Annotated in this window: 16 protein-coding genes and 2 pseudogenes; 7 read left to right on the top strand and 11 right to left on the bottom strand. The window is 67.1% G+C overall.

What is annotated here, in order from left to right; genetic code table 11:
* Positions 1 to 10 precede the first annotated feature (10 nt).
* The 7 genes from ctaD to GTW51_RS19435 form a co-directional block, all read right to left on the bottom strand.
* Complete coding sequence (gene ctaD, locus GTW51_RS19465) at positions 11 to 2,566, bottom strand: cytochrome c oxidase subunit I (protein ID WP_163045717.1); 2,556 nt, start codon at positions 2,564 to 2,566, stop codon at positions 11 to 13.
* Positions 2,563 to 3,630: a c-type cytochrome gene (locus GTW51_RS19460; RefSeq protein ID WP_163045716.1), complete on the bottom strand. Its 1,068-nt coding sequence runs from the start codon at positions 3,628 to 3,630 to the stop codon at positions 2,563 to 2,565. Before GTW51_RS19460 ends, ctaD begins: the two co-directional genes overlap by 4 nt.
* A 96-nt stretch (positions 3,631 to 3,726) precedes the next feature.
* Positions 3,727 to 7,242 (bottom strand): error-prone DNA polymerase, encoded by a 3,516-nt coding sequence (locus GTW51_RS19455; protein ID WP_163045715.1) that lies wholly within the window; start codon positions 7,240 to 7,242, stop codon positions 3,727 to 3,729.
* A complete protein-coding gene (locus GTW51_RS19450; protein ID WP_246233288.1) occupies positions 7,239 to 8,759 on the bottom strand; it encodes a Y-family DNA polymerase in 1,521 nt (506 codons plus the stop codon). The genes GTW51_RS19455 and GTW51_RS19450 overlap by 4 nt, the downstream gene beginning before the upstream one ends.
* Positions 8,725 to 9,672 carry an ImuA family protein gene (locus GTW51_RS19445; protein WP_203566191.1) on the bottom strand — a complete coding sequence of 316 codons (948 nt, stop codon included), beginning with the start codon at positions 9,670 to 9,672 and terminating at the stop codon, positions 8,725 to 8,727. The genes GTW51_RS19450 and GTW51_RS19445 overlap by 35 nt, the downstream gene beginning before the upstream one ends.
* Positions 9,673 to 9,903: 231 nt before the next feature.
* Positions 9,904 to 11,118 (bottom strand): YeeE/YedE family protein, encoded by a 1,215-nt coding sequence (locus tag GTW51_RS19440; protein WP_163045714.1) that lies wholly within the window; start codon positions 11,116 to 11,118, stop codon positions 9,904 to 9,906.
* Between the two features lie 250 nt (positions 11,119 to 11,368).
* Positions 11,369 to 12,100: an alpha/beta hydrolase gene (locus GTW51_RS19435; RefSeq protein ID WP_163045713.1), complete on the bottom strand. Its 732-nt coding sequence runs from the start codon at positions 12,098 to 12,100 to the stop codon at positions 11,369 to 11,371.
* Positions 12,101 to 12,104: 4 nt separating this feature from the next.
* Here GTW51_RS19435 and GTW51_RS19430 point away from each other — a divergent pair, with 4 nt between their 5' ends.
* Complete coding sequence (locus GTW51_RS19430) at positions 12,105 to 12,428, top strand: TonB-dependent receptor domain-containing protein (RefSeq protein WP_203566194.1); 324 nt, start codon at positions 12,105 to 12,107, stop codon at positions 12,426 to 12,428.
* Between the two features lie 170 nt (positions 12,429 to 12,598).
* Here the strand turns inward: GTW51_RS19430 and GTW51_RS19425 are convergent, their stop codons facing one another.
* A complete protein-coding gene (locus tag GTW51_RS19425) occupies positions 12,599 to 13,411 on the bottom strand; it encodes a metallophosphoesterase (protein WP_163045711.1) in 813 nt (270 codons plus the stop codon).
* Entirely contained in the window at positions 13,408 to 14,196 is a 789-nt protein-coding gene (locus GTW51_RS24070; protein WP_163045710.1) for a 4'-phosphopantetheinyl transferase family protein, read from the bottom strand. The genes GTW51_RS19425 and GTW51_RS24070 overlap by 4 nt, the downstream gene beginning before the upstream one ends.
* Before the next feature lie 209 nt (positions 14,197 to 14,405).
* Here GTW51_RS24070 and GTW51_RS19415 point away from each other — a divergent pair, with 209 nt between their 5' ends.
* The 6 genes and pseudogenes from GTW51_RS19415 to GTW51_RS19390 form a co-directional block, all read left to right on the top strand.
* Positions 14,406 to 14,660 carry a DUF2188 domain-containing protein gene (locus tag GTW51_RS19415; protein ID WP_163045709.1) on the top strand — a complete coding sequence of 85 codons (255 nt, stop codon included), beginning with the start codon at positions 14,406 to 14,408 and terminating at the stop codon, positions 14,658 to 14,660.
* A 971-nt stretch (positions 14,661 to 15,631) separates the two neighbouring features.
* A complete protein-coding gene (locus GTW51_RS19410) occupies positions 15,632 to 18,679 on the top strand; it encodes an autotransporter outer membrane beta-barrel domain-containing protein (RefSeq protein WP_163045708.1) in 3,048 nt (1,015 codons plus the stop codon).
* Between the two features lie 473 nt (positions 18,680 to 19,152).
* Positions 19,153 to 20,373, top strand: coding sequence for a site-specific integrase (locus tag GTW51_RS19405; protein WP_163045707.1), 1,221 nt, complete (start codon positions 19,153 to 19,155; stop codon positions 20,371 to 20,373).
* Between the two features lie 247 nt (positions 20,374 to 20,620).
* On the top strand, positions 20,621 to 20,836 hold the full coding sequence (locus GTW51_RS19400) for a hypothetical protein (protein ID WP_163045706.1): 216 nt from the start codon (positions 20,621 to 20,623) through the stop codon (positions 20,834 to 20,836).
* A gap of 250 nt (positions 20,837 to 21,086) precedes the next feature.
* Positions 21,087 to 21,706: pseudogene (locus tag GTW51_RS23625) on the top strand (type VI secretion protein); the annotation flags it as partial.
* A pseudogene (locus tag GTW51_RS19390) lies at positions 21,704 to 22,081 on the top strand (IS66 family transposase); the annotation flags it as partial. The pseudogenes GTW51_RS23625 and GTW51_RS19390, both read left to right, overlap by 3 nt.
* Before the next feature lie 148 nt (positions 22,082 to 22,229).
* Here GTW51_RS19390 and GTW51_RS19385 read toward each other — a convergent pair.
* Positions 22,230 to 23,603, bottom strand: a complete 1,374-nt coding sequence (locus GTW51_RS19385) for an HWE histidine kinase domain-containing protein (RefSeq protein ID WP_163045705.1) — start codon at positions 23,601 to 23,603, stop codon at positions 22,230 to 22,232.
* The gene (locus GTW51_RS19380; RefSeq protein ID WP_163045704.1) at positions 23,596 to 24,660 is read right to left on the bottom strand and encodes an HWE histidine kinase domain-containing protein; all 1,065 of its coding nucleotides are present in this window, start codon (positions 24,658 to 24,660) and stop codon (positions 23,596 to 23,598) included. The genes GTW51_RS19385 and GTW51_RS19380 overlap by 8 nt, the downstream gene beginning before the upstream one ends.
* Positions 24,661 to 24,723: the final 63 nt, after the last annotated feature.

The following is a 24,723-nucleotide window of genomic DNA, read 5'->3' as shown; positions in this document are numbered from 1 at the left end:
CTGCGCCTCCTCAAACCGCCAGGGGGAACAGGGCGACGGTGGCGACGGCAATCGCCGCCGTCGCTGCCATGAAGTGCCAGTAGAGCGCGACATTGGCTATGTCGATGTCGTGTTCCGGCGTCATCCGGCCAGCCAGCGAGCGGGCCAGACAGTAGAACAGCATCAGCGCGCCGACGGCTGCATGGACCGCGGTCCAGATCGCCAGCACCCAGACCGTCGCCGGATAGACGTGCGTCACCGGGTCGAGGCCGGTGACGAAGGGGGCGTAGACCAGCGCCGCGCCGCCGGCGAGCGCGAGGCCGCCGCCGCCTGCCATGAGCAGCTGCGCCTCGGGGACCGCACCGGCCCTGTTGATCCGCAATGCCAGCAGCGCGGCGAGCCAGGCGGCCAGCATCAGCGCCAGCGCAACGAGCGGCCAGAACAGGCCCGGACCGTCGGCGTCGGCGGGCGGGAAATCGGCGTGGATGGTGAAGAAGAAATAATAGCCGAAGACCAGCGACAGGAAGGCCGTGCCGTCGCCGATCATGGTGATCAGCATCGCCCACCAGCCGACCGAATGCGGCCCGGAGGCATAGAGCGGCAGGCTGAGACCCCGCCCGACGTCCTTCACCCGCTTTTCCGGGATGATGGCGGTGCCGCGCCAGAGCCAGAGGATGATGGCACCGGTCGCCAGCACCATCGAGGCCATCGTCGCCAGCCACCAGTGGAAGGTGGCGAGGATGAACACCGCGCCGAGCAGGACCGCCGCGCAGAACGGCATGAAGGACGGGCCGGGCACGCGCAGGCACTGGACGGGCGTCGCGTCGAGCACGCCGGTGACCAGCGTCTCGCGCTTCATCTCCTCGGCATCGGGCAGATAGAACCGGCCCTTGTCGACGTCGTCGACGAAGTTCGGCTGTTGCCAGATCGGGTAGCGGGTGGTGATCAGCGGAATCGAGCGGACGCCCCAGCCCTTGTCCTCGGTGTCGGCCAGCCATTCCAGCGTGCCTGCATTCCAGACATTGCGCGGCGCGAAGGGAAGGTGGCCGCGCGGGCGCAGCGCGTCGAAAACGACGAGCAGGAAGCCGGACGCGAAGACGAAGGCGCCGATGGACGAGAGCAGGTTGGGCAGGTCGAGGGACAGCCCCGCCGGATAGGTCCAGACGCGCCGCGGCATGCCCATGAGGCCCGACCAATGCATCGGCAGGAAGGCGAGGTTGAAGCCGACGAACATCAGCCAGAAGGCGACCTTGCCGACCCGGTCCGACAGGCGGCGGCCGGTGAGCATCGGCCAGTAGTAGTAGATCCCGGCGACGACCGGGAACAGCATGCCGCCGATCAGCACGTAATGCAGGTGCGCGACGACGAAATAGGTGTCGTGCGCCTGCCAGTCGAAGGGCACGATCGCCACCATGACGCCGGTCAGCCCGCCGAGGACGAAGATCGCCAGGGCGCCGGAGACGAACAGCATCGGCACCGAATAGATCACCCGGCCGGTGAGCAGCGTCGCCAGGAAGACGAAGATCTGCACGCCGGTGGGGATCGCCACCGCTTCCGAGGCGGCGGAGAAGAAGCTGAGCGATATCGACGGCAGGCCGGTCGTGTACATGTGATGGGCCCACAGGCCGAAGGAGATGAAGCCTGTGCCGACGGCGGCGAGCACGATCCAGGAATAGCCGAGCAGCGGGCGCTGGGCGAAGGTCGGCACGATCATCGCCAGCAGCGCGATCGCCGGCAGGAAGACGATGTAGACCTCCGGATGGCCGAAGATCCAGAAAAGGTGCTGCCACAGCATCGGATCGCCGCCGCGCTCCGGATCGAAGAACGGCCAGTTGAACAGCCGTTCGAGCTCGAACAATATGTCGCCGGCGATCAGCGGCGGGAAGGCGAAGAGGATCATCCCGGCGACGACCAGCACGTACCAGGCATAGAGCGGCATCAGATTGAGCCGCATGCCGGGCGGCCGGCATTTCAGCGTGCCGACGATCAGTTCAACCGCCGCGGCAATCGACGCCACCTCGATGAAGGATAGGCCGAGCAGCCAGATGTCCGGCCCGTAGCCGGGGGTGAAGCGCTCCTGCGTGGTCAGCGGCGGGTACATGAACCAGCCGCTGGTCGGCGCCGACGAGAAGAAGATCGAGCCGCAGACGAAGACCCCGCCGATCAGGAAGCACCAGTAGCCGAAGGACGACAGTCGCGGGAACGGCAGGTCGCGGGCGCCCAGCATCTGCGGCAGGATGACGATCGCCACGGCCTCGAAGATCGGCACGGCGAAGAGGAACATCATCACCGTGCCGTGCAGCGTGTAGGCCTGGTTGTAGAGATTGGCGGTGAGGAAGTCGTTCTCCGGAACCGCCAGCTGCACCCGCATCATCAGGCCGAGCACGCCGGCAAACAGCATGAAGGCGAAGGCGGTGGCGGTGTACCAGATGCCGACTTCGGTGTTGTTGACCGCCGACCAGTAGCGCCAGCCCTTCGGCGCCGCCCAGACCTCGCCGAGGCGGGCTTCCTGAGCCTCGCGGACCGCCGGGTCTTCCTGGTCGGCATTTGTCGCGCCGGTGATCCCCGGCAGGCCGAAGTCGCTCATCGCAGGTCTCCCAGCCAGCCGGCGATGGCGGCGATCTCGGCGTCGGGCAGGACGCCGAAGGCCGGCATCTCCACCCCAGGCTTGACGTGATCGGGCGAGTGGATGAAGGCGGCGATGTTGGCTTCGCTCGTCTCGAGCAGCCCGGCGCCGATGGTGCGGCGCGCGGCGACATGGGTCAGGTCCGGCCCCACCGCGCCATCGGCCGGCGTGCCGCGCACGGTATGGCATGCGCCGCAACCGCTCGACAGGAAGAGGTCCAGCCCCGGACCGGCGGTGACCGCGGCAGATTCGGCCTGGCGGGCGACATAGGCTGCATAGTCTGCCTCCGGCACGGCGACGACGCGGAAACCCATCTGCGCATGGGCGTCGCCGCAGAACTCGGCGCAGACGCCGTTGTAGACGCCCTCGCGCGTCGGCTCGAGCACCAGGCGGTTGACGCGGCCGGGGATGGCGTCGGTCTTGCCGGCGATGGCCGGCACCCACAGCGAATGGATGACGTCGGGACTGCCGATCAGGATCTCGGAGCGGCGGCCGACCGGCAGCCACAGCTCGTTGGCGCTCTCGACGCCGCCGGAGGGCAGGCTCTTGGCGACGCCCGGCTCGCCTTCGACGTCATAGGCGATGCGCCACCAGAAGCGTTCGGCCGAAACCGCGATGGTGGGACCGTCCGCCTCGCGGCGGAAATCCGGCATGATCGACAGGCCCCAGGTCAGAAGCGCGGCAAGGACGACGACCGGGAAGACGCCGCCGCCCCAGATGATCAGCCTGAGGCCCGCCGCCTCGCTGAAGGCGCCCGGATGCGCCTTGGTGACGTAGATACTAAGGCCGATGACGAGGACCCAGATCACCACGGCGCCGACGACCATGACCCAGAACAGGAAGGCGACGTTTTCGGCCTCGGTGCCGGCTCCGGCGAAGGTGGATTGCGGTCCGGTGCAGCCGGTCATGAGCCCGGCAAGCGAAACGGCGGCAAGGGGCGCCAGGGCAATTGCCCGGGGCGTGGTTTCGGCTGGGCGAACAGCATGGATCGTCGGCTGCGATCGGCTGGACTGCTTTCGCCGCATGATCTTTCTTCCCCTCGCACGGCCCGATTTCTGCCGCATTGCGACAACTAGCAGGCCCAGTGGTTTCGGCCACCCTGGCGGGTCGTCGAAGCCGGCCTACTGGAAATTCCGTCCCTTCGGCAGGACCTGGCGAATCTCGCGGTCGTTGGCGGGGCCGGGCGGGCCGTTGCCGGCGGCGACCATGCGCAGATGGCGGTGCATGAGCTTCTTCTGCAGGCGGCCTTCGTCGACCGGGCGGCGCACCTCGTCGGCTCGCGCCAGTGCGGCGCCGAGCGAGGCGCCGAGAAAGGCCGCATCCGGGCCCGCTTTTGCCGGGTTGGCCTCAACCACGGGCCGGATCTTGGGGCGGTGCAGCGGGCTGCGGACATGGTCGGCCGGCGCAAGGCCCGCATTCGCCGGAAACTCGCCGCGGGCAACGCCCATCAAGAGCGGCGTCAGGTCGGTGATGGTTTCCGCCACGACATGGATGACGCCGTGATCGGCCTGCATCCTGCCATCCACGCGCACGAAGCGAGCACCCAGCACGATCGGCCGGAAGCGCTCGAAAATCTTCGGCCAGACGATGATGTTGGCGACACCGGTCTCGTCCTCGATGGTCATGAAGATGACGCCCTTGGCCGAGCCCGGCCGCTGACGGACGAGGACGAGGCCGGCGACGCTGACGCTTCTGCCGGAGCGAAGTCGCTCCAGGTGCTCGTTCGGCATGACCCGTCTGGCGTCGAGCTCGCGCCGCACGAAGGAGACCGGATGCGCCTTCAGCGACAGCGACAGGAAGCGGTAGTCGTTGATCACCTCCTCGCCGACCGGCATCGGCGGCAGATGCGCGTCCGGCTCGGCCTGCAGCTCGGTCGCCGACACGCGCTCAAACAGCGGCAGCCGCTCGGCGGCGCCGTTCGGATCGAGCGCCCGGCAGGCCCAGAGCGCATCGCGGCGGGAAAGCCCGAGCGAGCCGAAGGCGTCGGCATCGGCCAGGCGCTCGATCGTCGCGCGCTTCAGCCCGGATCGAAGCCAGAGGTCACGGACTGAATCGTAGCCGGCGCCCCGCGCCGCCACCAAAGCCGTCATCTCGGCCTCGCCCAGGCCCTTCACCTGTCGGAAGCCGAGCCGCACCGCATGGCGCGTCTTGATCACGCCCTGCATCGAATGGTGGCGCGGCTTCATGCGGCCGGGATCGAAGGGAGCTTCTTCCAGCGTCTGGTCGAAGGCCGAATGGTTGACGTCGACCGGCCGCATCTCGACGCCGTGTTCGCTGGCGTCGCGGACGATCTGCGCCGGGGCGTAGAAGCCCATCGGCTGGGCATTGAGGAGGGCCGCCGCGAAGACGTCCGGATAATGGCATTTCAGCCAGCAGGAGGCGTAGACCAGGAGCGCGAAGGAGGCGGCGTGGCTTTCGGGAAAGCCGTATTCGCCGAAACCCTCGATCTGCTTGAAGCAGCGCTCGGCGAAGTCGCGCTCGTAGCCGCGATCGACCATGCCCTCGACCATCTTCTTCTGGAAGGTATGGATGGTGCCGACCCGCCGGAACGTCGCCATGGCGCGGCGCAGCCGGTCGGCCTCGTTGGGGGTGAAGCCGGCGGCGACGATGGCGATCTTCATCGCCTGCTCCTGGAACAGCGGCACGCCGAGGGTGCGGCTGAGCACCTCCTCCAGTTCAGGGCTTGGATAGGTGGCCTCCTCCAGCCCCATCTTGCGGCGCAGATAGGGGTGGACCATGTCGCCCTGGATCGGGCCGGGCCGCACGATCGCCACCTCGATGACGAGGTCGTAGAAGCAGTTGGGCCGCAGCTTCGGCAGCATGGTCATCTGCGCCCGGCTCTCGATCTGGAAGACGCCCAGCGTATCGGCCCGGCAGATCATTTCATAAGTCGGCTTATCATCCTGTGACTCGGAGAGCTGGGCAAGGGTCACCGTCCGGCCGTAATGGGCTTCCAGCAGGCCAAAAGCCCGGCGCAGGCAGGACAGCATGCCGAGCGCCAGGATGTCGATCTTGAGGATCCCGAGCTCGTCGAGGTCGTCCTTGTCCCATTCGACGATGGTGCGCCCCTCCATGGCGCTGTGGAGGATCGGCACGACCTCGTCGATGCGCCCCCGCGTGATGACGAAGCCGCCGACATGCTGGGAGAGATGGCGCGGGAAACCGGCGATCTCCTCGGCATATTTCAGCACGTTGGCGGTGGTGGGATCGCTGGCGGAGAGGCCGGCGGCGGCCGCCTCCCGATCGCCGAGATCGCCGGCGTGATAGCCGCCCCAGATCGAACCGGAAAGGGCCGCGACCGCATCCTGCGACAGGCCGAACGCCTTGCCGACCTCGCGCGCCGCGGAACGGGCGCGATAGGTGATGACGGTGGCGGCGAGCGCGGCGTTGTCGCGGCCGTAATGCGCGTAGATGTACTGGATCACCTCCTCGCGGCGCTCGTGCTCGAAATCGATGTCGATGTCCGGCGGCTCGCGCCGGTCCGACGAAATGAAGCGCTCGAACAACAGCCCCGCCCGTTCCGGCGAGACCTCGGTGATGCCGATGGCGAAGCAGACGACGGAATTGGCGGCCGAGCCGCGGCCCTGGCAGAGGATGCCGTGCTCACGGGCATGGCGGACGATGTGGTGGACAGTGAGGAAATACGGCTCGTATTTCAGCTCGGCGATGATCTTGAGTTCGTATTCGATGCGGGTGGTGACGCTTTCCGGCACGCCCTGCGGATAGCGCCATTTGGCCCCCTCGTGGGCGAGGAAGCGCAGCTCGTCTGCCGGGCTGCGGGTCAGGCGAAGGGCCTCGTCGGGATATTCGTAGGAGAGGCTCTTCAGGTCGAAGCCGAGGCCTGCGAAGAAATGCCCGGCATTCTCGACCGCCGCCGGATGGTGGCGGAACAGCCGCTCGATCTCGCGCGGCGCCTTGAGGTGGCGTTCGGCATTCAGGGTCAGGAGGGTGCCCGCCTCGGCGATCGGCACGTGGGCGGCGATCGCGGTCATCACGTCCTTCAGCCGGCGCCGCCCGGGCGCGTGGTAGAAGGCGTCGTTGGTGGCCAGAAGCGGCGTCCGGCAGCGTTCGGCGAGCCGGGCGGCGCGGGCGAGGCGGCGCGAGTCGAGCCCATCATGGGCAGGGGCTGCCGCCAGCCAGACACGCTGCGGAAAAGCTTCGCAAAGCGCCTCGAGGCAGGCCGCGACCGCCGCCTCGACGGGTTCGGCCTCGGCGCCGCCGCCCAGCGCCGCCGGCGCCAGCAAGGCAAGGTTGATGCCTTCGCCCCATTCCAGGAGGTCGGGCAGGGTCAGCAGGCAGTCGCCCTTTTCGGTGCGCAGATTGCCGCGGCTGAGCAGTCGGCAGAGCCGGCCCCAGCCGGCGCGGCCCTGCGGATAGGCGAAGATGTCGGGCGTTTCGTCGGCAAACACCAGCCGGGCACCCGGCGCATAGGGCAGCGCCGCTTCCTTGGCGGCCTGATAGGCCCGGACCACGCCGGCGAGGCTGTTGCGGTCGGCCAGGCCGAGCCCGGCAAGGCCCAGCCGGTGCGCGGTGACGACCAGCTCCTCCGGCTGCGAGGCGCCGGCGAGGAAGGAAAAGCAGCTGGCGACGCCGATCTCGGGAAATGCCCGCGGCGGGCGATAGGGGTCGATCCTCATGCGAAGAGCCCGTGCATGAACCAGGCGGGCCGTCCGTCCGGCACCTGCAGCTCGGGATCGATCCCGGGGTCGGCCCGGCCTTCGCGGAACAGCCAGAAGCGCCGCCCGGCGTCGTCCTCCACCCGGTAATAGTCGCGCGTCGCCGCATCCGCCTCGCGCCACCATTCGGCGGCGATGCGCTCCGGCCCCTCGGCCCGGCGCACCACGTGCAGCGCCCTGCGCCAGCGGAATTTCAGCGGCGCGCCGTCCGGCACCTCGAAGCTCGCCTCCACCGGCTCGGGCACCGCCAGCATGCGCAGCGGCCGCGGCGCGCCCGAGGCGCCGACGGCGGCGGCCGGCCACGATGCCGGCGCCCCGGCCGTCACTGGCCGCCAGCTGCCGGCGCGTTCGGGACGGTGGCTCGCCCCCGGCTTCAGCCGCAGCACCTGCGCCTCGCCGAGTCGCGCGCCGAGCCGGTCGACCAGCCCGGCAAAGGCGTCCTCGCCGCCGCTCTCGCCGGAAAGATCGGTCTGGATCTCGGCCATCGCCTCGGTGTCGTGCACCGCCAGCTTGACGAGGTCGTAGCCGAAGCCGGCGTCGAAATCCTCCCCCACGCCCTTCATGCGCTCGCGGAACAGCCGCAGGATCCGCGCCGGCTCGCGCACCGGCCGGGCGGCGCCGACCATCAGGCGGTTGACCGCCCCGTCGACCCTGAACAGCGACAGTTCCAGCCGCCGCGCGCCCTCGCCGCGGCGTTCCAGATCGATTTTCAGCCGTCCGGCGAGGCCGAACAGGATGCGCTCGACATCCTCGACCAGACTGATCGGCTCGAATAGCGGGCGTTCGGCGAGCAGTGCCGGGACCGGCCGGCGCGGGCCGATCGGGCGCTCGGCGAGGCCCACCGCCTCGTCGAGCCGGTCGAGCAGGCCGGCGCTGAAACGCCGGGCAAGGCCGGCACGCGGCAGCGACAGCAGCGCACCGACATTCTTCAGCCCGAGCCGCTGCAGCATCGCTTGAAGATCCGGCGCAAGGCGCAGCGCGGCGACCGGCAAGGCGAGCACCGCGGCACGCTCGGCCCCGGCCGGCACGCAAAGCCGGTCGCCATGCCCGACCAGCGCCAAAGCCGTGCCGGCATGGCTGGCGATCGCCGAGTTCGCCCGGAAACCTTGGTGGAACAGCCGGGCAAGAAGATCGTCCATCAGCGCCTTTTCGCCGCCGAAGAGATGCGCGCAGCCGGAAATGTCGAGGACGAGCCCGGCCGGCGGATCGAGCGCGACCAGCGGCGTATAGCGGTCGCACCAGTCGGCCACCGCCTCGAGCAGCCGGCGGTCGGCATCCGGCTCGGCCGCCAGCGTCTCCAGCCCCAGGAAGCGCGCCTTGGCCTCGGCGAGCCCGGTTCCGGGGACGAGGCCCAGCGTCTCGGCACGGTCGCAGATGGCGGCGATGTGAAAGGCGCTGCCGACCGGCGCGTAGAGCGCCAGTGGTGCCGGCTCGGCGCCCGCCTCAGCCCGTGCGTCGGAGCGCCAGAACCGCCCCATCCGCGCGCGCCGGATCCGGTCGGTCGACAGTTTCGGCAGCGACACGGCGAGAAAGCGCGGCCGCCGGCTCCCCGGCATCGAAACGTCGTTCATCGGATTTCCACTCCAGGAGAACATCGTGGGGACGGCCGGCGCGGGATTTTTCCACCGCGACGGCAAACACCGGATCGCCGATCAGCCGCCGCTCGCCCGCCAGATCGGCGACAGGTGAGGCCGGGCCCGGCCTGATGCGCAGTCGCAGCGGCGCGGCGGTGGCCTCGGCCCGGGCGCTCTGGCGCAGCAGCAGCAGCGGCAGGCCGGCGGCTCTCGCCCGCAGATGCAGCCGTCGCGTGCCTTCCAGCCCCAGCCGGGCCGGATTGCCGCGGATCTCGAGGATCGCCATCGCCAGCGACGGGGAGGCGGCGGCCTCCTCGGCCGCCCAGGCGGCTTCCTCCAGCCGCCTGGTGCGCACCAGGCAGAGCGAAGCCGGGTCGAGGCCGAAGCCGGCGAGGCCCGGCCCGTAGGGCAGGCCCGCCTCGGCAAAGGCGAGAGCGTCGCCGATCCACAGCAGCGGCCGACCGGGCCGGGCGCCGAAGCGGATGGCGAGCGCCAGGGCAAAGCCCGAGAGCGTGCCACCGTCGCGCGTCTCGTCGAGATGGATCTCGCTGAGGCCGGTCGCGGGAAAGCCGCCGCCGAGCGCGGCGTCCGCCTCGGGGCAGCCGAGCGAGGCCAGTTCCAGCGTGCTGCGCCGCGCCACCTGACCCTGTGTGCGGTCCGGGTTCTCCAGCCGGCAGACCGGCTCGCCCTCGATGGCGGCGATCCGCGCCTTGAGCCCGGCAAGGGCATGATTCCTAGAAACGCCGCCGGCGCCCGGCGGACGCGCAGCGGCGGCACTCCCGGCGCGGTACAGCGAGGAAAGATCGGTCGAGGCCATAGGATTCTCCTTCGTCCGCAGGGCTTTGCGGCCGTTCCGCCTCGGCAAGAGGTTTGTTCCTGATATGTTCTTATGGATTCCAGAGGGCCCGAGGAGAGTCAAGCGGAGTCTGGCCAGGGGACGGATGGCCGCGTCGGAAAGGACTGGATTCCTTGGATTTCAGGAAATAAAAAAGCCGCCGCGGGGGATCGCGGCGGCTTCTAGTCTAGGTCTTCCGATGTGACTTGAGGGTCAGGCGTCCTTGGTCACGTGCGGGCGCTCGCCCGCGAAGAAGAACGGCCGCAGCCGGACGCCGAGGGTCGAGCCGGCGAAGGCCGCGACCAGCCACAGCCAGCCATGCAGGCTGCCCGAGGCGATGCCGCCGAAATAGGCGCCGATATTGCAGCCGAAGGCGATGCGGGCGCCGTAGCCGAGCAGCAGCCCGCCGATGACCGCGGCCAGCACCGAGCGCTTCGGGATGGCGAAGTTCGGCGCGAAGCGGCCGGCCAGCGCCGAGGCGAGCAGGGCGCCGAGGATGATGCCGAAATTCATCACCGAAGTAACGTCGGCAAAGAGGTTGCCGGCGAGCGCCGTCGCGTTGGCCGGCTGCTGCCAGTAGAACCAGGCCGACGGATCGACGCCGACGAACTGCGACAGCTTGGCGCCCCACAGCGCGAAGGCCGAGGTGATGCCCCAGGGCCGGCCGGCCAGCGCCAGCGTGGCGAAGTTGAGCAGCGCCAGGGCGATGGCGCCGGCGACCAGCGGCCAGGGACCGCGGGCGAAGCGCGCCAGACCCTGGCGTTTGGTCGGCTCGGCCTTTTCCAGCCCGCCATGCCGACGCTTCTCGACGAGGATCGTCACCGCCGCGATCACCGCGAAGAGCGCGAAGGACAGGACGATGCCGAGCGGTGCGCCGAAGGTCTCGACGACCGAGATCGGTTCGAAGGCCGGCAGCGCCATCCACCAGTCGAAATGGATCGTCGCGAGCAGCGAGCCGACGATGAAGAAGGCCAATGTGATCAGCATGCGGGCGTTGCCGCCGCCGGCCGTGTAGAGCGTGCCGGAGGCGCAGCCGCCGCCGAGCTGCATGCCGATGCCGAAGATGAAGGCGCCGACCAGCACCGACACGCCGACCGGCGAGACGAAGCCCGACACCTCCTGGCCGAACAGGCTGCCGGCGGCGAGCGCCGGGAAGAACAGCGCGACGGCGATGGCGAGCATCACCATCTGCGCCCGCAGGCCGCGACCGCGGCCGTCGCTGATGAAGTTGCGCCAGGCCGAGGTGAAGCCGAAGGCGGCGTGGTAGAGGACGAGGCCGAAGGCGCCACCGACGACGAAGAGCGCCGCGATGCGCGGGCTCTGGCCGAGGCCAAGCCCGAGCGCGCCGATGAGGCCGAGGCCGAGGGCGACCCAGACGGCGGGGCTCACGGCACCGCCGGGGCGGCCGGCCATGGTGATCTGCGACATGAATGTCTCCGGGATGCTTGTGTCAGGCCATGAGATAGGGTGGGGGCGGGACCCCGACGACGCATGGATTGCTCGGAATTCGTCAGGCAGGCGAAAGTTCTGCCGCGAATCAGCGCGGAATGAGGTGACGGCGCCTCAGGCGCGCGGCATGCCGGTCCGACCCATCGCTCACGATATGACAAGCAAATGCCAGCCACAGGGAGAACTCGATACAATTGCCCGTCGAGTACGGCGATGGCGGACGCGAAGTTTATGCGGATAGACGAAAGGCGACGCGGACCGCTCTCGAGATGGCGACCGGCAACATCGTCATGTGGGTTTCGCCGGGATAGGTCTCGCAGACCACGCTGATCCGCGGCAGGTTTGCCAGGCGAGTGGCCATGGCCTGCGTCAGAGCCAGCGTCTGTATCGTCCTGGCGTGCGCGATACGTTTCGCCGTGTCCTCGCGCTCGTATTGGAAGGGCGCCAGCTCCGGCGACGCGGCGAACAGCTTCTCGCTGTTTAGGAGCAGGCCGTCCTCCCAGGAGATGGTTGGGCTGGCGGCGACATAGCGCGTCTCCACGAACGCCAAGGCTTCGTGCTCGATGAATTGCAGGAAGCGATCGGCGCCTCCCGTGACCACGGCAGGTGCCCCCTCGGCAAACGGCGGATAGGTACGGCCCGGCGGTGGCGACAGGTCGAAGGAACGACGCAGGGGATCGTAGGCGTCGTCGCCGGGGTATCCGATCGCGGCGATGACGCCCGGCTGTACGTCGGTGCCCATCGGATAGGCTGCCTGAACACCGACCGTGTCGACGGCCGTCGCGATCATCGCGTTGCCGTCGGTCATGACCAACAGCGGCCACCCGTCTGGCGGCGAATTGCCGGGCGGAACATGGACGAACAGTCGCCAGATCTCGCCGTCCGCTCCTTCGATGTCGAAGAGACGCGTGTCGGGCAGCAGGGCCCACTCGCCGCTCGATCGTTGCTGGCACGAATCCAATTCTGTGTCCCATCAGCATCAGGCGTCGATCTGGAGCGACTATACGGTTCAGGGCGGACAGGCCAAGGGTCTCGGCGTCGGGGCGGGGCTTCGCTATGTCGGCGAGAGCTGGGGCGACGACACCAACAGCTTCAAGAATGATTCCCGCATCCTCGTCGACGCGTCGCTGTCCTATGATTTCGGTGCGGCCAACCCGAAGCTCGAAGGCGTCAGCGCGCAGGTCAACGCCAAGAACCTCTTCGACAAGCGCGACGCCACCTGTTCATCGGGATATTGCTATCGGGAAGAAGGCCGCAACGTGATCGGATCCCTGCGCTACCGGTTCTGACCCGTTGCGACGGCATCATTCTCGGCGGCACTGCTGGGATTCACGGCGTTACCTCGTTCGAGGATAGCGGCGCCCGCCGAGCGTTCGTCGAGAAGGGTATGCCTTGTCCGACGAACGCGCTCGGCGCAGACCGGTCCCGGCCCGTTCGGTCCGCTGCAGCGGGTCGGCCATCACACCCGGATCCGGCGCAGCGCCGCGTCGGGCTCGCGGCGGCCGCGCCATTGCTTGGGGTAGCCGAAGGAGACTTCCTCGAAGGCGACGCCGTCGATGACGCGCGAGGACGGCATGTGGAGATGGCCGGAGACCACCGCGCGGGCGTTGAACCGGGTGTGCCAGTCCTGCGTGCGCGTCGTGCCGCACCAGATCGAAAAGCGCGGAATGCGTGGCAGGCGGGCCAGCTCCTCGCGCAGCGGCCAGTGATTGACGAGGATGTTGGGGATCGCGGCATCGAGCCCGTCGAGGCGCGCCCCGGTGGCGGCGACGCGGGCAGCGCACCAGTCGCCGCGGCTGGCGTGGGGCGTTGCCAACAGCAGGCTCTCGTCGGCGCAGCGCAAACCCGCCTCCCGTGCCCAGGCGACGGCTGATTCCAGCGCCACGTGCGCCGGCCGGAAGGAATAATCGTAGAGCAGGAACATCGGCACGATGCGCACGAGCGTGCCGTCCACCGCGATGACCGGATAATCATCCTCCGGGGTGAGGACGCCGCGCTCGCGGCAGCGCTGCACGAAGCGCGCGTAGCGCGCCTCGCCCTTCAGCGGCGTGCCGTGCGAGGCGACGGCCCAGAGCTCGTGATTGCCCGGCACCCAGACCAGCTGGCGGAATTTGTCCTGCAGCGCATCGATGGCGAGATCGAGATGCCGCTCGGTCTCGCCGACATCGCCGGCGAGGATCAGCCAGTCGTTAGGGCGCGCCTCGATGGCGTGGATCGCCTCGCGATTGGCGGGATGGCCGAGATGCAGATCGGCGACGGCGTAGAGCTTCACGCCGTGCGCCCGTCGGCCGGCGCATCGAGTGAGACGGCGGCAGGCGTCAGCGCTTCGTCGAAGCCGGTGAGCGGCACGATGCGGCGGAATTGGACGTTGGCACCAGACGCGCCAGGCGAGATCGCGAGGGCGAGCCGGTGGGTGTCTGACACCCCGCCGCGCCAGAAACGCCAGCGCGCCGGATCGTCCGGGCAGGAATCGTGGAATTCGATGGTCGGCTCGGTGCCCGCCAGATCGTAGGAGAAGCCGTCGAGCGGCAGGGCAAGGCCCATGCCGCGGGCCTTGATATAGGCCTCCTTGAGCGTCCAGACGGCGAAGAAGCGCTCGGCCAGCAAGGGGCCGCCAGCGCGCACGAAGTCCGCCTCCGTGGCTGAGAAATACCGGCCGGCGAGATCATGCGTGGCGCTCGGCCGATCGGCGCTCTCGACATCGATGCCGAGATCGCAGTCGCGCGACACGGCGAGTGCGGCCAGCCCGCGCGTGTGGGAAAGGTTGAAGACGAGACCCGGGGCGGCGCCGACGATGGCCGGCCGGCCGTATTCGTTGGCCTCGAAGCGCCAGTCCGTCGGCGCCGTCGGGGCGTAGCGCGACAAGACGGTGCGCACCAGCGCCTTGCCCACCAGAAACTCGCGGCGTGCGCCCTCGACCTTGTAGCGCTGGTGGCGCAGCCGCTCGCCGGGATCCAGCAGGCGTTCATAGGCGGCCTCCAGCGACGTCGGCACGTCGGCGAGGAAGCCGAGCCAGACGTCGACCTGGCCGGCGGGCGGCCCGGGCAAAGAGGTCATCGGCACGGTCAGCGACCGAACAGCTGGAATGGCGCCGACACGGCGACGCTGGGAAGGATCAGCGTGCGGGACATGGGCGGGCAGGTGTAATGGTTCTGGCGCATCGCGCTGATATGGTGAGGCGCGCAGCCGATGGCGAGGCGACCGGCGGAACGGGCGCCCGGTTCACGACGTTTGGCGGGCTCAACAGACAGATGAAAGGCCGACCCATGAGCGAACTGCATTACCGGATCGTCGAGCATGACGGCGGCTGGGCCTACAAGGTCGGCGACGTCTTCTCCGAAACCTTCGCCGACCACGACACCGCCTTCGCCGCCGCCAAGGACGCGGCCGAACGCCAGCGCCTCGCCGGCGAAACCCGCGGCATCAGCTACGAGACCGCCGACGGCAAATGGCACGAGGAAGTCGCCGACGGCGGCGACCGGCCTGAGACCGAAGTGGACGACGTGGCGCCGAAGGGGTGAATCCCGTGCAGCGGGTGCGGCGACAACGTCGCAGCCGCTGCCATTTCGGCTTGCCGCGGCAACATTTATCCGCGGCGTCGGGCTTTGCCCCTTCGATCGGACCTCGGAATCGAGAATTGACGGCGTTGGACCGATGCGTCCGGTGCACTTTAGCGCGCAAGAGTGCCCTTCCGCCCGGCGCTAGAGCATCAGCCGTCTTCACACGGCGGCGTTGAGCCGCATCGAACTGTCAGCGAGGCCGGTGTCTGCAACCGGCGTGTAACCGCGAGTCCAATGTCGCCGGCGGGCGAAGCAGTGGCGCAACTCGCGGTCATCGCTCCTCAAAATCTCTCTCCCCATAAGTGAGCAAATCCTCAAGAATGGTGGCACTTGAGCGAAGGGAAAAAACTATTTCTTTGGTTTTTTCACGGGAGCAAGCTCCGCTTTGACGCTTGCTTGCGAGGCGTTGGGTTTTGGAGGCTGAACCTTCTTCTGCTTACCCTTGCTTTCCTTCATATATCATATCCTTGATTAGCAGTTAAATTTATCTTTAGGAGCTTGTGCTGCCATATTTATATGGCCCAGATCTGGAACGTTAGTCGCCTGGCTTCATCTGAGCAATCGCTGCACTCAGATAATCGTCGGGCATGTCGTAGTGATCATGAAAGCCAATACAGCGATACGGCGTAGTGAGCACACACGGGCGAGGCCGGTGCGCTGTCCGCGCCCTGACATGCGGCGGTGAAAAGGCTCATCTGCCCGGAGTCGAGGTCGGATCCTGATTTTCTCGATGTCATGGCCACGTCGTCGGGAAGGGTAGCGCCTTTCGAATGCGCCATGCGGGCAACCGCATCAGCGTCACGAATCCTTTCTCCGAGATGCGTGCCGCAAGCCTCGCTCATGCCTGGCTGCGGAAAGCCGGCGCATTGATGCCGAATGGTATCCTCCTCAGCTGCATCGAAAGCGTAGAGTTGCTCATGGAGACTGATTCTATGACCCTGCGCTGCGCGCTGACGGCAACCGCTGCCGGACTTTTCGCCTTTCCGGCTCAGGCGGCTGAGCCGTTCGCCATGCAGGCGGAAGACGTGGTCGTGTCGGCGCCGGCAGCCATGGCCGCGCCAGCCCCGTTCCAGATGCTCGCAAGCGACATCACTTATGATGGCACCGCACGTGCCGACGGCGCCATGATAACGCGCAACACTGACGAGAGCGTCTTTTTCCGCGACGAAGCGTCGGCGGCTGATGCTCAGATCGTCTTGAACGAGGGTGGTGCCGCATTCTTCGAGGATCGCAGCACCGCTGAAACTGCCCTGCTGACAGTGAACGGCGAAGCGGCTTTCTCGGGGTCCAGCACGGCCGGCAATGCCTCCATCGTGACGAACGCCTCGGGCCAGACGCGCTTCACGGAAGGCTCAAATGCCGGGGCTGCGACCATCGAGAACAACGGAACGCTGAACTTCGTCGATGCGGCGAGTGCCGGCGCTGCCGGCATCACCAACAATTTCGGCGGGAATGTCGCGTTTGCCGGCGACGCGAATGCCGGCGGCGGCGCTGCGCTGACCAACAGCGGAACCGTCCGGTTCACCGACCAGGCCTCCGCCAACGATCGCTTCATTGCCAACAATGCGACCGGCGAGGTGGTGTTCGAAGGCGCGGCAACCGCCGGGGCAGCCGTCATCGGCAACTCAGGCTCGCTGCGGTTTGCCGGTGCCAGCACGCTGGCGGACGGTCGGATCATCGGCAATCGGACCGGCACGATCGCATTTTCGGAAGACGCCACGGCCGGGGCTGGCGAAATCAGCCATGCCGGCGTCCTGAGCTTCACCGGACGCTCGTCTGCCGGTTCGGCATTGGTCGAAACGCTGACTGGTGGCGCGACTTACTTTTCCGAGAGTGCCTCCGGTGCTCGCGCCGAGATCCGCCTACAGGACGGCGCCGTGGTCGATTTCTCTGGCATCACGACGGGTGCCACCAGCGTCGCCTCGCTCTTGGGGACAGGCCAGGTGTTCCTCGGTGGCATTGCCCTGACCGTTGGCGACGACGGTCCGCAGCGCACCATCGGCGGGATTTCGGATGGCGGCGTCGCGGGAGGTACGGGCGGCTCGCTGATCAAGGTGGGCACTGCCGTGCTCGGCCTCGAGGGCGTCAATAACTACACCGGAGCGACCGACGTTCGGGCGGGAACATTGCTCGGTGCCGCCGTCAACGCTTTCGCCCCCGGCTCGGCCGTGACGGTTGCGGACGGCGCGCTGCTCGACATTGGCGGCTTCGCCCAGGAGATCGGCTCGCTAGCCGGTGCCGGCCGGGTCGATCTCGCCGCGAACACGCTGACGCTCGGCGGGGACAATCGCTCGACGGTGTTTTCCGGCACCTTCACGGGCGCGGGCGGCTTCGCCAAGCAGGGCGACGGCACGTTCACGGTCGCCAATACCAGCGTGATCTTCGGCGCCTCGCAGGTCACCGGCGGCACGCTGCTGGTAGCCGGCGGCCTGCCGCTCGTGCCGCTTTCCGTATTCGGAGGCGGGACGGTGACGGGAGGCGGGACGGTCGGCTCGCTCGCTCTTGGTGCAGGCGGCACGCTCCTGGCTGCCGGGCCCTCGCTGCAGATCGTCAACGACCTGACGTTTGCCCCGGCCGCGATATTTGCCGTGGTGCCATCGGGCATGCTGACGCCGGTCGTCGCCGGCGGGACGGCGAGCCTCGGCGGCGCCAGCGTCGTGGTCACCGGGCTCGATCCGGCGATCCCCTACGAGGAAATTCGCCGGCGGACGATCCTGATTGCGGACGCAGTCACGGGCACCTTCCGGGAACCGATACTAGCCGGCGGCTCGGCCTTCCTCATCCCGTCGCTCGAATACGGTCCGACGACAGTATCCCTGATCCTCGACAGGCTGGCACCCGCCCTGCCGCCCAGCCCGGGCGCGCCCTTACCGGTCTTCGTCGCTGCCGCGCAGAGTGCCAATCAGTTCGCGACCGCGCAGGCCCTCGACGGGCTTTCCCAGATCGCGGGAGCCGAAACGCTCCCCCTCTACAACGCCGTCCTCTTCTCCGACCTGGCCGGAGCCCGGTCCGCCTTCGAACAGCTTTCCGGCGAGGTGCATGCCGCCGTGCGCGGCGCGCTCGTGGATGGCAGCCGTCATGCCCGTGACGCCGTCGCGTCGCGGGTCGATACCGTCATGTCCGGGATCGAACAGGGATCGGACGGTGCGCGTTCGATCGCTCATGGACCATGGGCCTACGGCTATGGGTCGATCGGCGAGGCGAAGGCCACCGACGGCGCGGCTTCTGCGGATCGCGAAGTCGGCGGCGTCTTCCTGGGCGGGGATATTCCGCTCACGGAGAGCGCCCGGCTCGGGCTCTTCGGCGGTTATGGTCACACGCGGGTCAGCGTCGACGCCCGGGGCTCCAGCGCCAGCATCGATACGGCCCACATCGGGGCTTATGGCGCCGGCGCTCTCGGGCCGGTGGAGGCACTGGTCGGGGCTGCCTACAGCTGGAACGACGTGGACACCCAGCGCGCCGTCTCGTTCGCCGGATTTGCGGACAGTCTTTCGGCCAATTACAGCGTCGACGTCTCGCAAATATTCGGCGAGATCGGCCACAGGATCCACCTCGGCGGCATCGACATCAAGCCGTTCGCCGGCATCGCGCATGTGCATCTCGAGTCGGACAGCTTTGCCGAGAACGGCGGCGCGGCGCGACTGAACTCCGGCGGAGGGTCCTCCGACACTCTCTTCACGACGCTCGGTGTGCGTGGCAGCGGCGACCTGACGATTGCCGGCGTCGATCTTTCGGCGCGCGGAATGGTGGGGTGGCGCCATGCATCGGGCGATCGCACGCCCGTCGCGGCGCTGGCCTTCGGCGCGGGTCAGCCCTTCACGGTCCAGGGTGTGCCGATCTCCCGCGATGCTGCCATTGTCGAGGCCAGCGTCTCCACGATAATTGCGCCGAACGTCTCGCTCAGTTTCGACTATCTCGGGCAAATCGGCACTGACGCCACCGACAGCAGCTTTCGCGTCGGGCTCAACAAGCTATTCTGACGTAACTGCTTACGGCGTGACCGTATGGCTACTGCGCACCTCGCGGTTTCTGCAGGTCACTTCACGCACCTTGATGGCGTGCTCGACATTTACGACGGTTTTAGGAGGTCGACGCTTTCAGAAAGCCCATGAGCGGGAGCACCAGACGGCATAGCGAGAGACTCGCTGGCTTTCACGTGGACACCACGGAAGCCTGCGTCTCGCTGCAAGCGATCCGTTGATGTGTAAGTTATGGATAGATCTAGGAAAATTGGAGCGGGCGAAGGGATTCGAACCCTCGACCCCAACCTTGGCAAGAGATTGCTCCGCCGCGAAGCGGGCTCGCTTGAGTACGCTGAAACACGATAATGGCATGCTTTGAAAGGGTTTCTCTACGCCAGACCACGCTACCGTACGCCATGGCTTTCTCCCACCTGCTTCCTTTTCGCTTACCGCTGGCGTAGGATCGCTGCCTGGTAAGCAGGACGCCGCCTATGCCCAAACTCACCAAACGCGCCGTCGAGGCGCTCCGCCCCGAACCGGACCGGGAGGTGTTTGCCTGGGACAACGAACTGCGTGGCTTCGGCGTGCGCCTACGGCCCAGCGGCGCTAGTTCCTACATCATCCAGTATCGCAACAGCGAAGGCCGCAGCCGCCGCCTGACGCTCGGCTCGCTGCAGGTCCTCACCCCCGAGCAGGCCCGCGGTCTCGCTCGCGACAAGCTCGGTTTGGTCTGCAAGGGTGAGGATCCGGCCGACGAGCGCAAGGCGCTGCGCGGGGCGCCAACCGTCTCGCAGGTGTGCGACTGGTACCTCGAAGAGGCTGGCGCTGGCCGCCTGCTCGGCCGCAAGCGCCGCCCGGTCGCCGCCACGACGCTGGCGCTCGACCGCAGCCGGATCGATACCCACGTCAGGCCGCTGCTCGGCACTCGTATGGTTCGCGCTCTCACCATCGCCGATCTCGAGACGTTCCAAGCCCACATCGCGAGCGGGAAGACCGCTAAGGAGCGGGTCGGGCGCGGCGGCGTCACGACGGGCGGCACCGGCGTTGCAGGCCGCACGCTCGGCATGCTGCACACCATCTTCGAGCAGGCGGCGCGCTGGGGTGTGATCGAGACGAACCCCGCCAAAGGCGCGCGCAAGGTGGCAGGTGACAACAAGCGTGAGCGGCGGCTGTCTGCAGCCGAGGTGACGGCGCTTGGCCAGGTGATGCGTAAAGCGCGCGACGAGAGCCCAACGGCGGCCGCCGCCGTCACGCTGATGCTGCTCACCGGCTTCCGGCGCATGGAGGCGCTGGCGCTCCGGCGCGAGTGGATCGACGCCGGGGCAAGCTGCGTGCGGTTTCCCCAAACCAAGACCGGCGCGCAGGTCCGCCCCATTGGGCAGGCGGCGCTGCGCCTCCTGCAGATGCAGCCGATCCTCGGCAACAGCGCCTTCGTGTTTCCAGGCGAGATCGGCAACGACCATTTCGTCGGCGTCTCGCGCGTGCTCACTCGGTTGTCGGTCGCAGCGAAGCTGGAGCCTGTCACGCCGCACCTGCTGCGGCACACCTTCGCGAGCTTCGCAGGCGACCTCGGCTACTCCGAACTCACCGTCGCCGCCCTGCTCGGTCATGCGTCCCGCGGCGTCACCCAGCGCTACGTCCACCTCGACAAAGCCACCCAACTCGCCGCCGATGAGGTCTGTCGAACCATCAGCGAACTGCTAGAAGGTTGAGCAACGGCACGGGAAGCGATCGGTAGGAGCGGCGAGAAGCGGACCGTCAGCTTTCGGGCAGTAGGTGTCGAGAAGCTGCGGTTATCTGCGCGAGATGCACGACCGCTACGGATCGCCGAGCTTCCTCGCAGCCTACAATGCCGGCCCGCGTCGCTATGAACAGCATCTCGCGGGCCGCCCTCTGCCGGCGGAGACACGAGCATATCTCACGACACTCGCGCCTCTCGTTAGTGGCGGCGACGTTACGATGTCCGTTACCGTCGCCGCCACCGATCCCGACGCCTGGATGCGCGCGCCGCTGTTCGTCGGCCGCGCTGAGGACGCTGCGACTGTCGATCCGATGCAGCTCGACGGTCAGTCGGAGGACGGTCCGAAGGCGGTGCCCGTCAGCGATACGTCCACTGTCGCGCCGCAGTCAGACAGGCTGTTCGTCGCCCGGCCAGGTGCAGGACGGCCGCAATGAGCGCGGTTTCCTCGTATCGCAACGTGGCGGGCAGCAGCGTGGGATGGAGCACGTTGAGGCGGGAGACAGGGCGCACGACCGGAGGATGGCAAGATAAAAGAGGCTCGCCGGTCTTCAGCCAAGCCATTGAGATGGCTTGTCTCTCGGCGTGCCTATCGGTCGGGTCGCGTGCCGCGATGATAGAATTCTCCAAAGATATCAACGCTGTTTCCGGCACTGTACGACTTGCGTCCCGATTGGCGGGGCAGGCATGAGCGAGGGCGATAGCGATTTCCGCATCCGGCCAGGGCGCATCCGCAGCACCCGCGCGCCGAGGACAAAGAGCTTTGTCAACCAGGTGCTGCGCGCCGCTAAACGGGCCGGGCATACCGATGGCGCGTCCAGCTCGGGGACGAAGTCCGAGCGATCGCCCGCTTATGGCCGCTCCAGTTTCGGGCGAGGCCGGATCAGCTTCAGCCGGAACCGTCTCTTTTCTCCAACCGGCGTGTCGTCGTCGCCGCTCGGATTGGCCGGCATTCCGGCAAGGCGTTTCGGTCAGCCCCACTGTCCGCACATCTGTCCTATCTGAAGCGCGACGGCGTAACCCGTGACGGCGAGAAGGCCGTGATGTTCGACGCGGGCAGCGACCGCGCCAACGACTTGGCCTTCGCGGATCGATCGAAGGATGATCTCCACCACTTTCGCTTCATCGTCTCGCCCGAGGACGCCAGCGAGATGACGGACCTTCGCGCTTTCACGCGGGACCTCGCCGCGCAGATGGAAGCCGACCTTGGCTCCCGCCTGGACTGGGTCGCCGTTGATCACTGGAACACCGACAATCCGCACGTCCACCTGTTGGTACGTGGCGTCGCCGATACCGGCGCGGACCTGCGCGAGAAGCTTCAGCTCATCAGCCAGAAGACCAAGCTCGCCGAAGCGATCCGCTACACGCTCTCACGCTGGGAGGGCCTCTGCCGCTTCGCCAGCGACGGACGCATCGAGATCGACAACAACACCGTCGAGCGTTCCATCCGCCCGCTCGCTTTGACGAGGAAGAACGCGCTGTTCGCCGGCTCTGACGGCGGTGCCGGCCACTGGGCCGTGATCGCCTCGCTGATCGAGACCTGCAAGCTCAACGACGTCGATCCCCGAGCCTATCTGACGGCGGTCATCACACTGATCGTTCAGGGACATCCCAACAGCGCAATCGACGAGCTGATGCCGTGGCAGTTCAAGCCGTCCGACAGGCTCGCCGCCGTGGCTTGAAGACGACGCTCTTACGACGATGTTGGAGATGATGAGGAGCTCCGACCGTAGTCAGACCCAGCGCACATCTATGTGCTTTCCAGACAAACAGGGGCTCGGAGTGGCCTCCTGATCGGCCGGATGCCCATCGACCTGTGCTTGCCACCAGCTAGGCACCTAGGCGATCCTGACGCATTCGCAGCGTCACGATGACACCATCGGGGTTCCAGTCGTATGCGATGCTTCCCCCAAGTTGGTTGGATATACTCTTGGACACCAACTGGCTTCCGAACCCTGCTTCGGCTCTCAGGGTCGAAACCGGCGGGCCACCTTTCTCGGTCCAGGTCATGGTGACGTCGCCGTTCTCCGTCACGCAGCCGACAACGATGGATCCGGTCTCCGTAGCGAGAGCACCGTACTTCAGTGAGTTTGTGGCCAGCTCATGGACGATGAGGGCCATTGTCGTCGTCGATGCATCGCCTACGACTAGATCCGGAACGGCCACGCGGATGCGGCCCGCACCTCCTCCATCTCCGATGTAAGGATCGAGGAGAACGCTCAGCAACTCGCCAAGCGATACCGCTTTCCCAGGACCTGTGAGGCCGGGTCTCACCAGTTCGTGCGCCTTGTTGAGCGCCGTTAGACGGCGCGACAGATCGAGCGACATTTCGGCCGACGTCGTGGTCGAGCGTGCGGAGATGTTGGTCAGGGCGGCCGCGATGGCAAACAGGTTCTTGACCCGGTGCCCCATCTCGGTCGCCAGCATCTCCCGCGCTTCCTCGGCCCTCATCCGCTCGGTGATGTCGAGGAAGACGCCGAACATGATCCTGCCGACGGCGTCGAGATTGTCGCCCATTCCGCGGACCGATACCCATTGGATCTCATCGGAATGCAGGATTCGGAAGTCCGCCTCATAGGCGCCGAGAATTTTCCGTGCTTTCGTGAACGCAGCCCTGACCCTCAGGAAGTCGTCGGGATAGATGCGTGCGGACAGATCCTCGAAGGTGATCCGCCCGCTGCCGATCCCCCACAGCTCGTGCGAGCGTTCGTCCATGGTGAAGAGGTCGGCGTCGATGTTCCACGACCACAGTCCCACGCCCGCAGCGTTCGTGGCGGTTCGCAGGCGGTTCGCGTCCCATACCGGGTTCTCGGAGCTCGGCTCCGGAACGACCGTTCGGCCCAGGGACAGCAAGTTCGCGAGTTGACTGCCCAGTACCGAGCGCTCGTAGGGCTTCTGAAGCATGGGGAGCGAGCGGTAGGCGGCCCGCATGCCGCTCTTATGGTACCCGGTCGAGAAAACGAATGGCACGCCGCGCGCTGCCAGAGCATCGGCGACAGGGTAGCTCTCCTCACCGTTCAGATTGATGTCGAGAACCGCCGCGTCCACCTCGACCGTGTCGATGAGCGCCAGCGCTTGATCGACACGGGCGGCGGGACCGACGACGGCACATCCCAACTCAGCGAGCATGTCCTCCAGCGCCCACGCGACCATCACCTCGTCTTCTACGAGGAGGATTCTGCGCCCTGATAGTGCGCTACTCATTCTTCATCCAGCCAGCTTCCTGCGATATCGGCATGACGATGCGGCAGACGACTCCGTCCGTGTCGAAGGCGAGACTGACCTCGCCGTTCACTTCTTGCGCCAGGCCGCGCTCGATCAATCTGGAGCCGAAGCCTTTGTGACTGGGCTGGTTGACCCGTGGCCCGCCGCTTTCCTGCCATTGAAGCGTCATTCGTTCACCGCTCGGCCCACCTTCGACTTGCCAGGAGATGTCGACCTTGCCGGAGTATCCTCCTGAGAAGGCGCCGTGTCGCACGGCGTTTGTGGCCAGCTCGTGGAACACCATGCCGAGGGTCAACGCCGTCTTCGGCTCCAAGCGAACGCCATCGCCCTTCATCGAGAAGCGTGGCACCGAAGAATCGTCCAACTCGAAGGGTCCTAAGACCTGCTCGAGGACTTCTCGGATCCCGACGCGATCCCAATCCTGCGCCCCGAGGATGCTGTGGGTCTTGGACAGGGCCAGTATGCGCCCTTCCAACGTCTCGATCGTTTCCCTGTCGGTCATGCCGTTGAGGGTCCGGCCGATGATCGACAGGACGGTCGCAAGGGTGTTCTGCGCACGATGGTTGAGCTCGTTCAACAGAAACCGAAGCCGATCCTGCTCCCGGCGATGCCTGGTGACGTCTACGAACGACGCGAAATGCTGGACGACGACGCCTGCATCGTCCTTCACCGGGGAGACAAAGACCGAGGCCCAGAAAATGCTGCCGTCGCGGCGGTGATAGCGGATCTCCGGATCGACATCGGAGCTGCCGTCAAAGGCACTTTCGATGTCGGCAACGCTGTCGGGATCGGCTCCCTGCGCCATCAGGAAATTGAAGCTCTGGCCGAGAACCTCGTCTCTCGAATAGCCGGTGAGGTCGAGAAAGGCATCGTTCGCGAAGGAGATCGGCTTGTCCGGCTCTTTTGCGTCGGTAAAAACCATGGCCATCCGCGTCGTCTCGGCAGCCACCACGAACGGCCCGAGGTCCTGCCGAAACCCTTCGACCTCAGACTCCGCGTCCTTTTGGTCTCCAGACTTGACGTTCTCGTCAGGCATGATCGAGCTCCTTGTCATGCCGCGTTGAAACGCAATCAACCAAATCGAGCGTCCCGTGCGGAC

Origin of the sequence: Aurantimonas aggregata (genome assembly GCF_010500835.1) — a bacterium.
GTDB classification, from domain to species: Bacteria; Pseudomonadota; Alphaproteobacteria; order Rhizobiales; family Rhizobiaceae; genus Aurantimonas; species Aurantimonas aggregata.
Note: the sequence above shows the minus strand (reverse complement) of the source record. Positions and strands in the feature narration are given on the sequence as shown.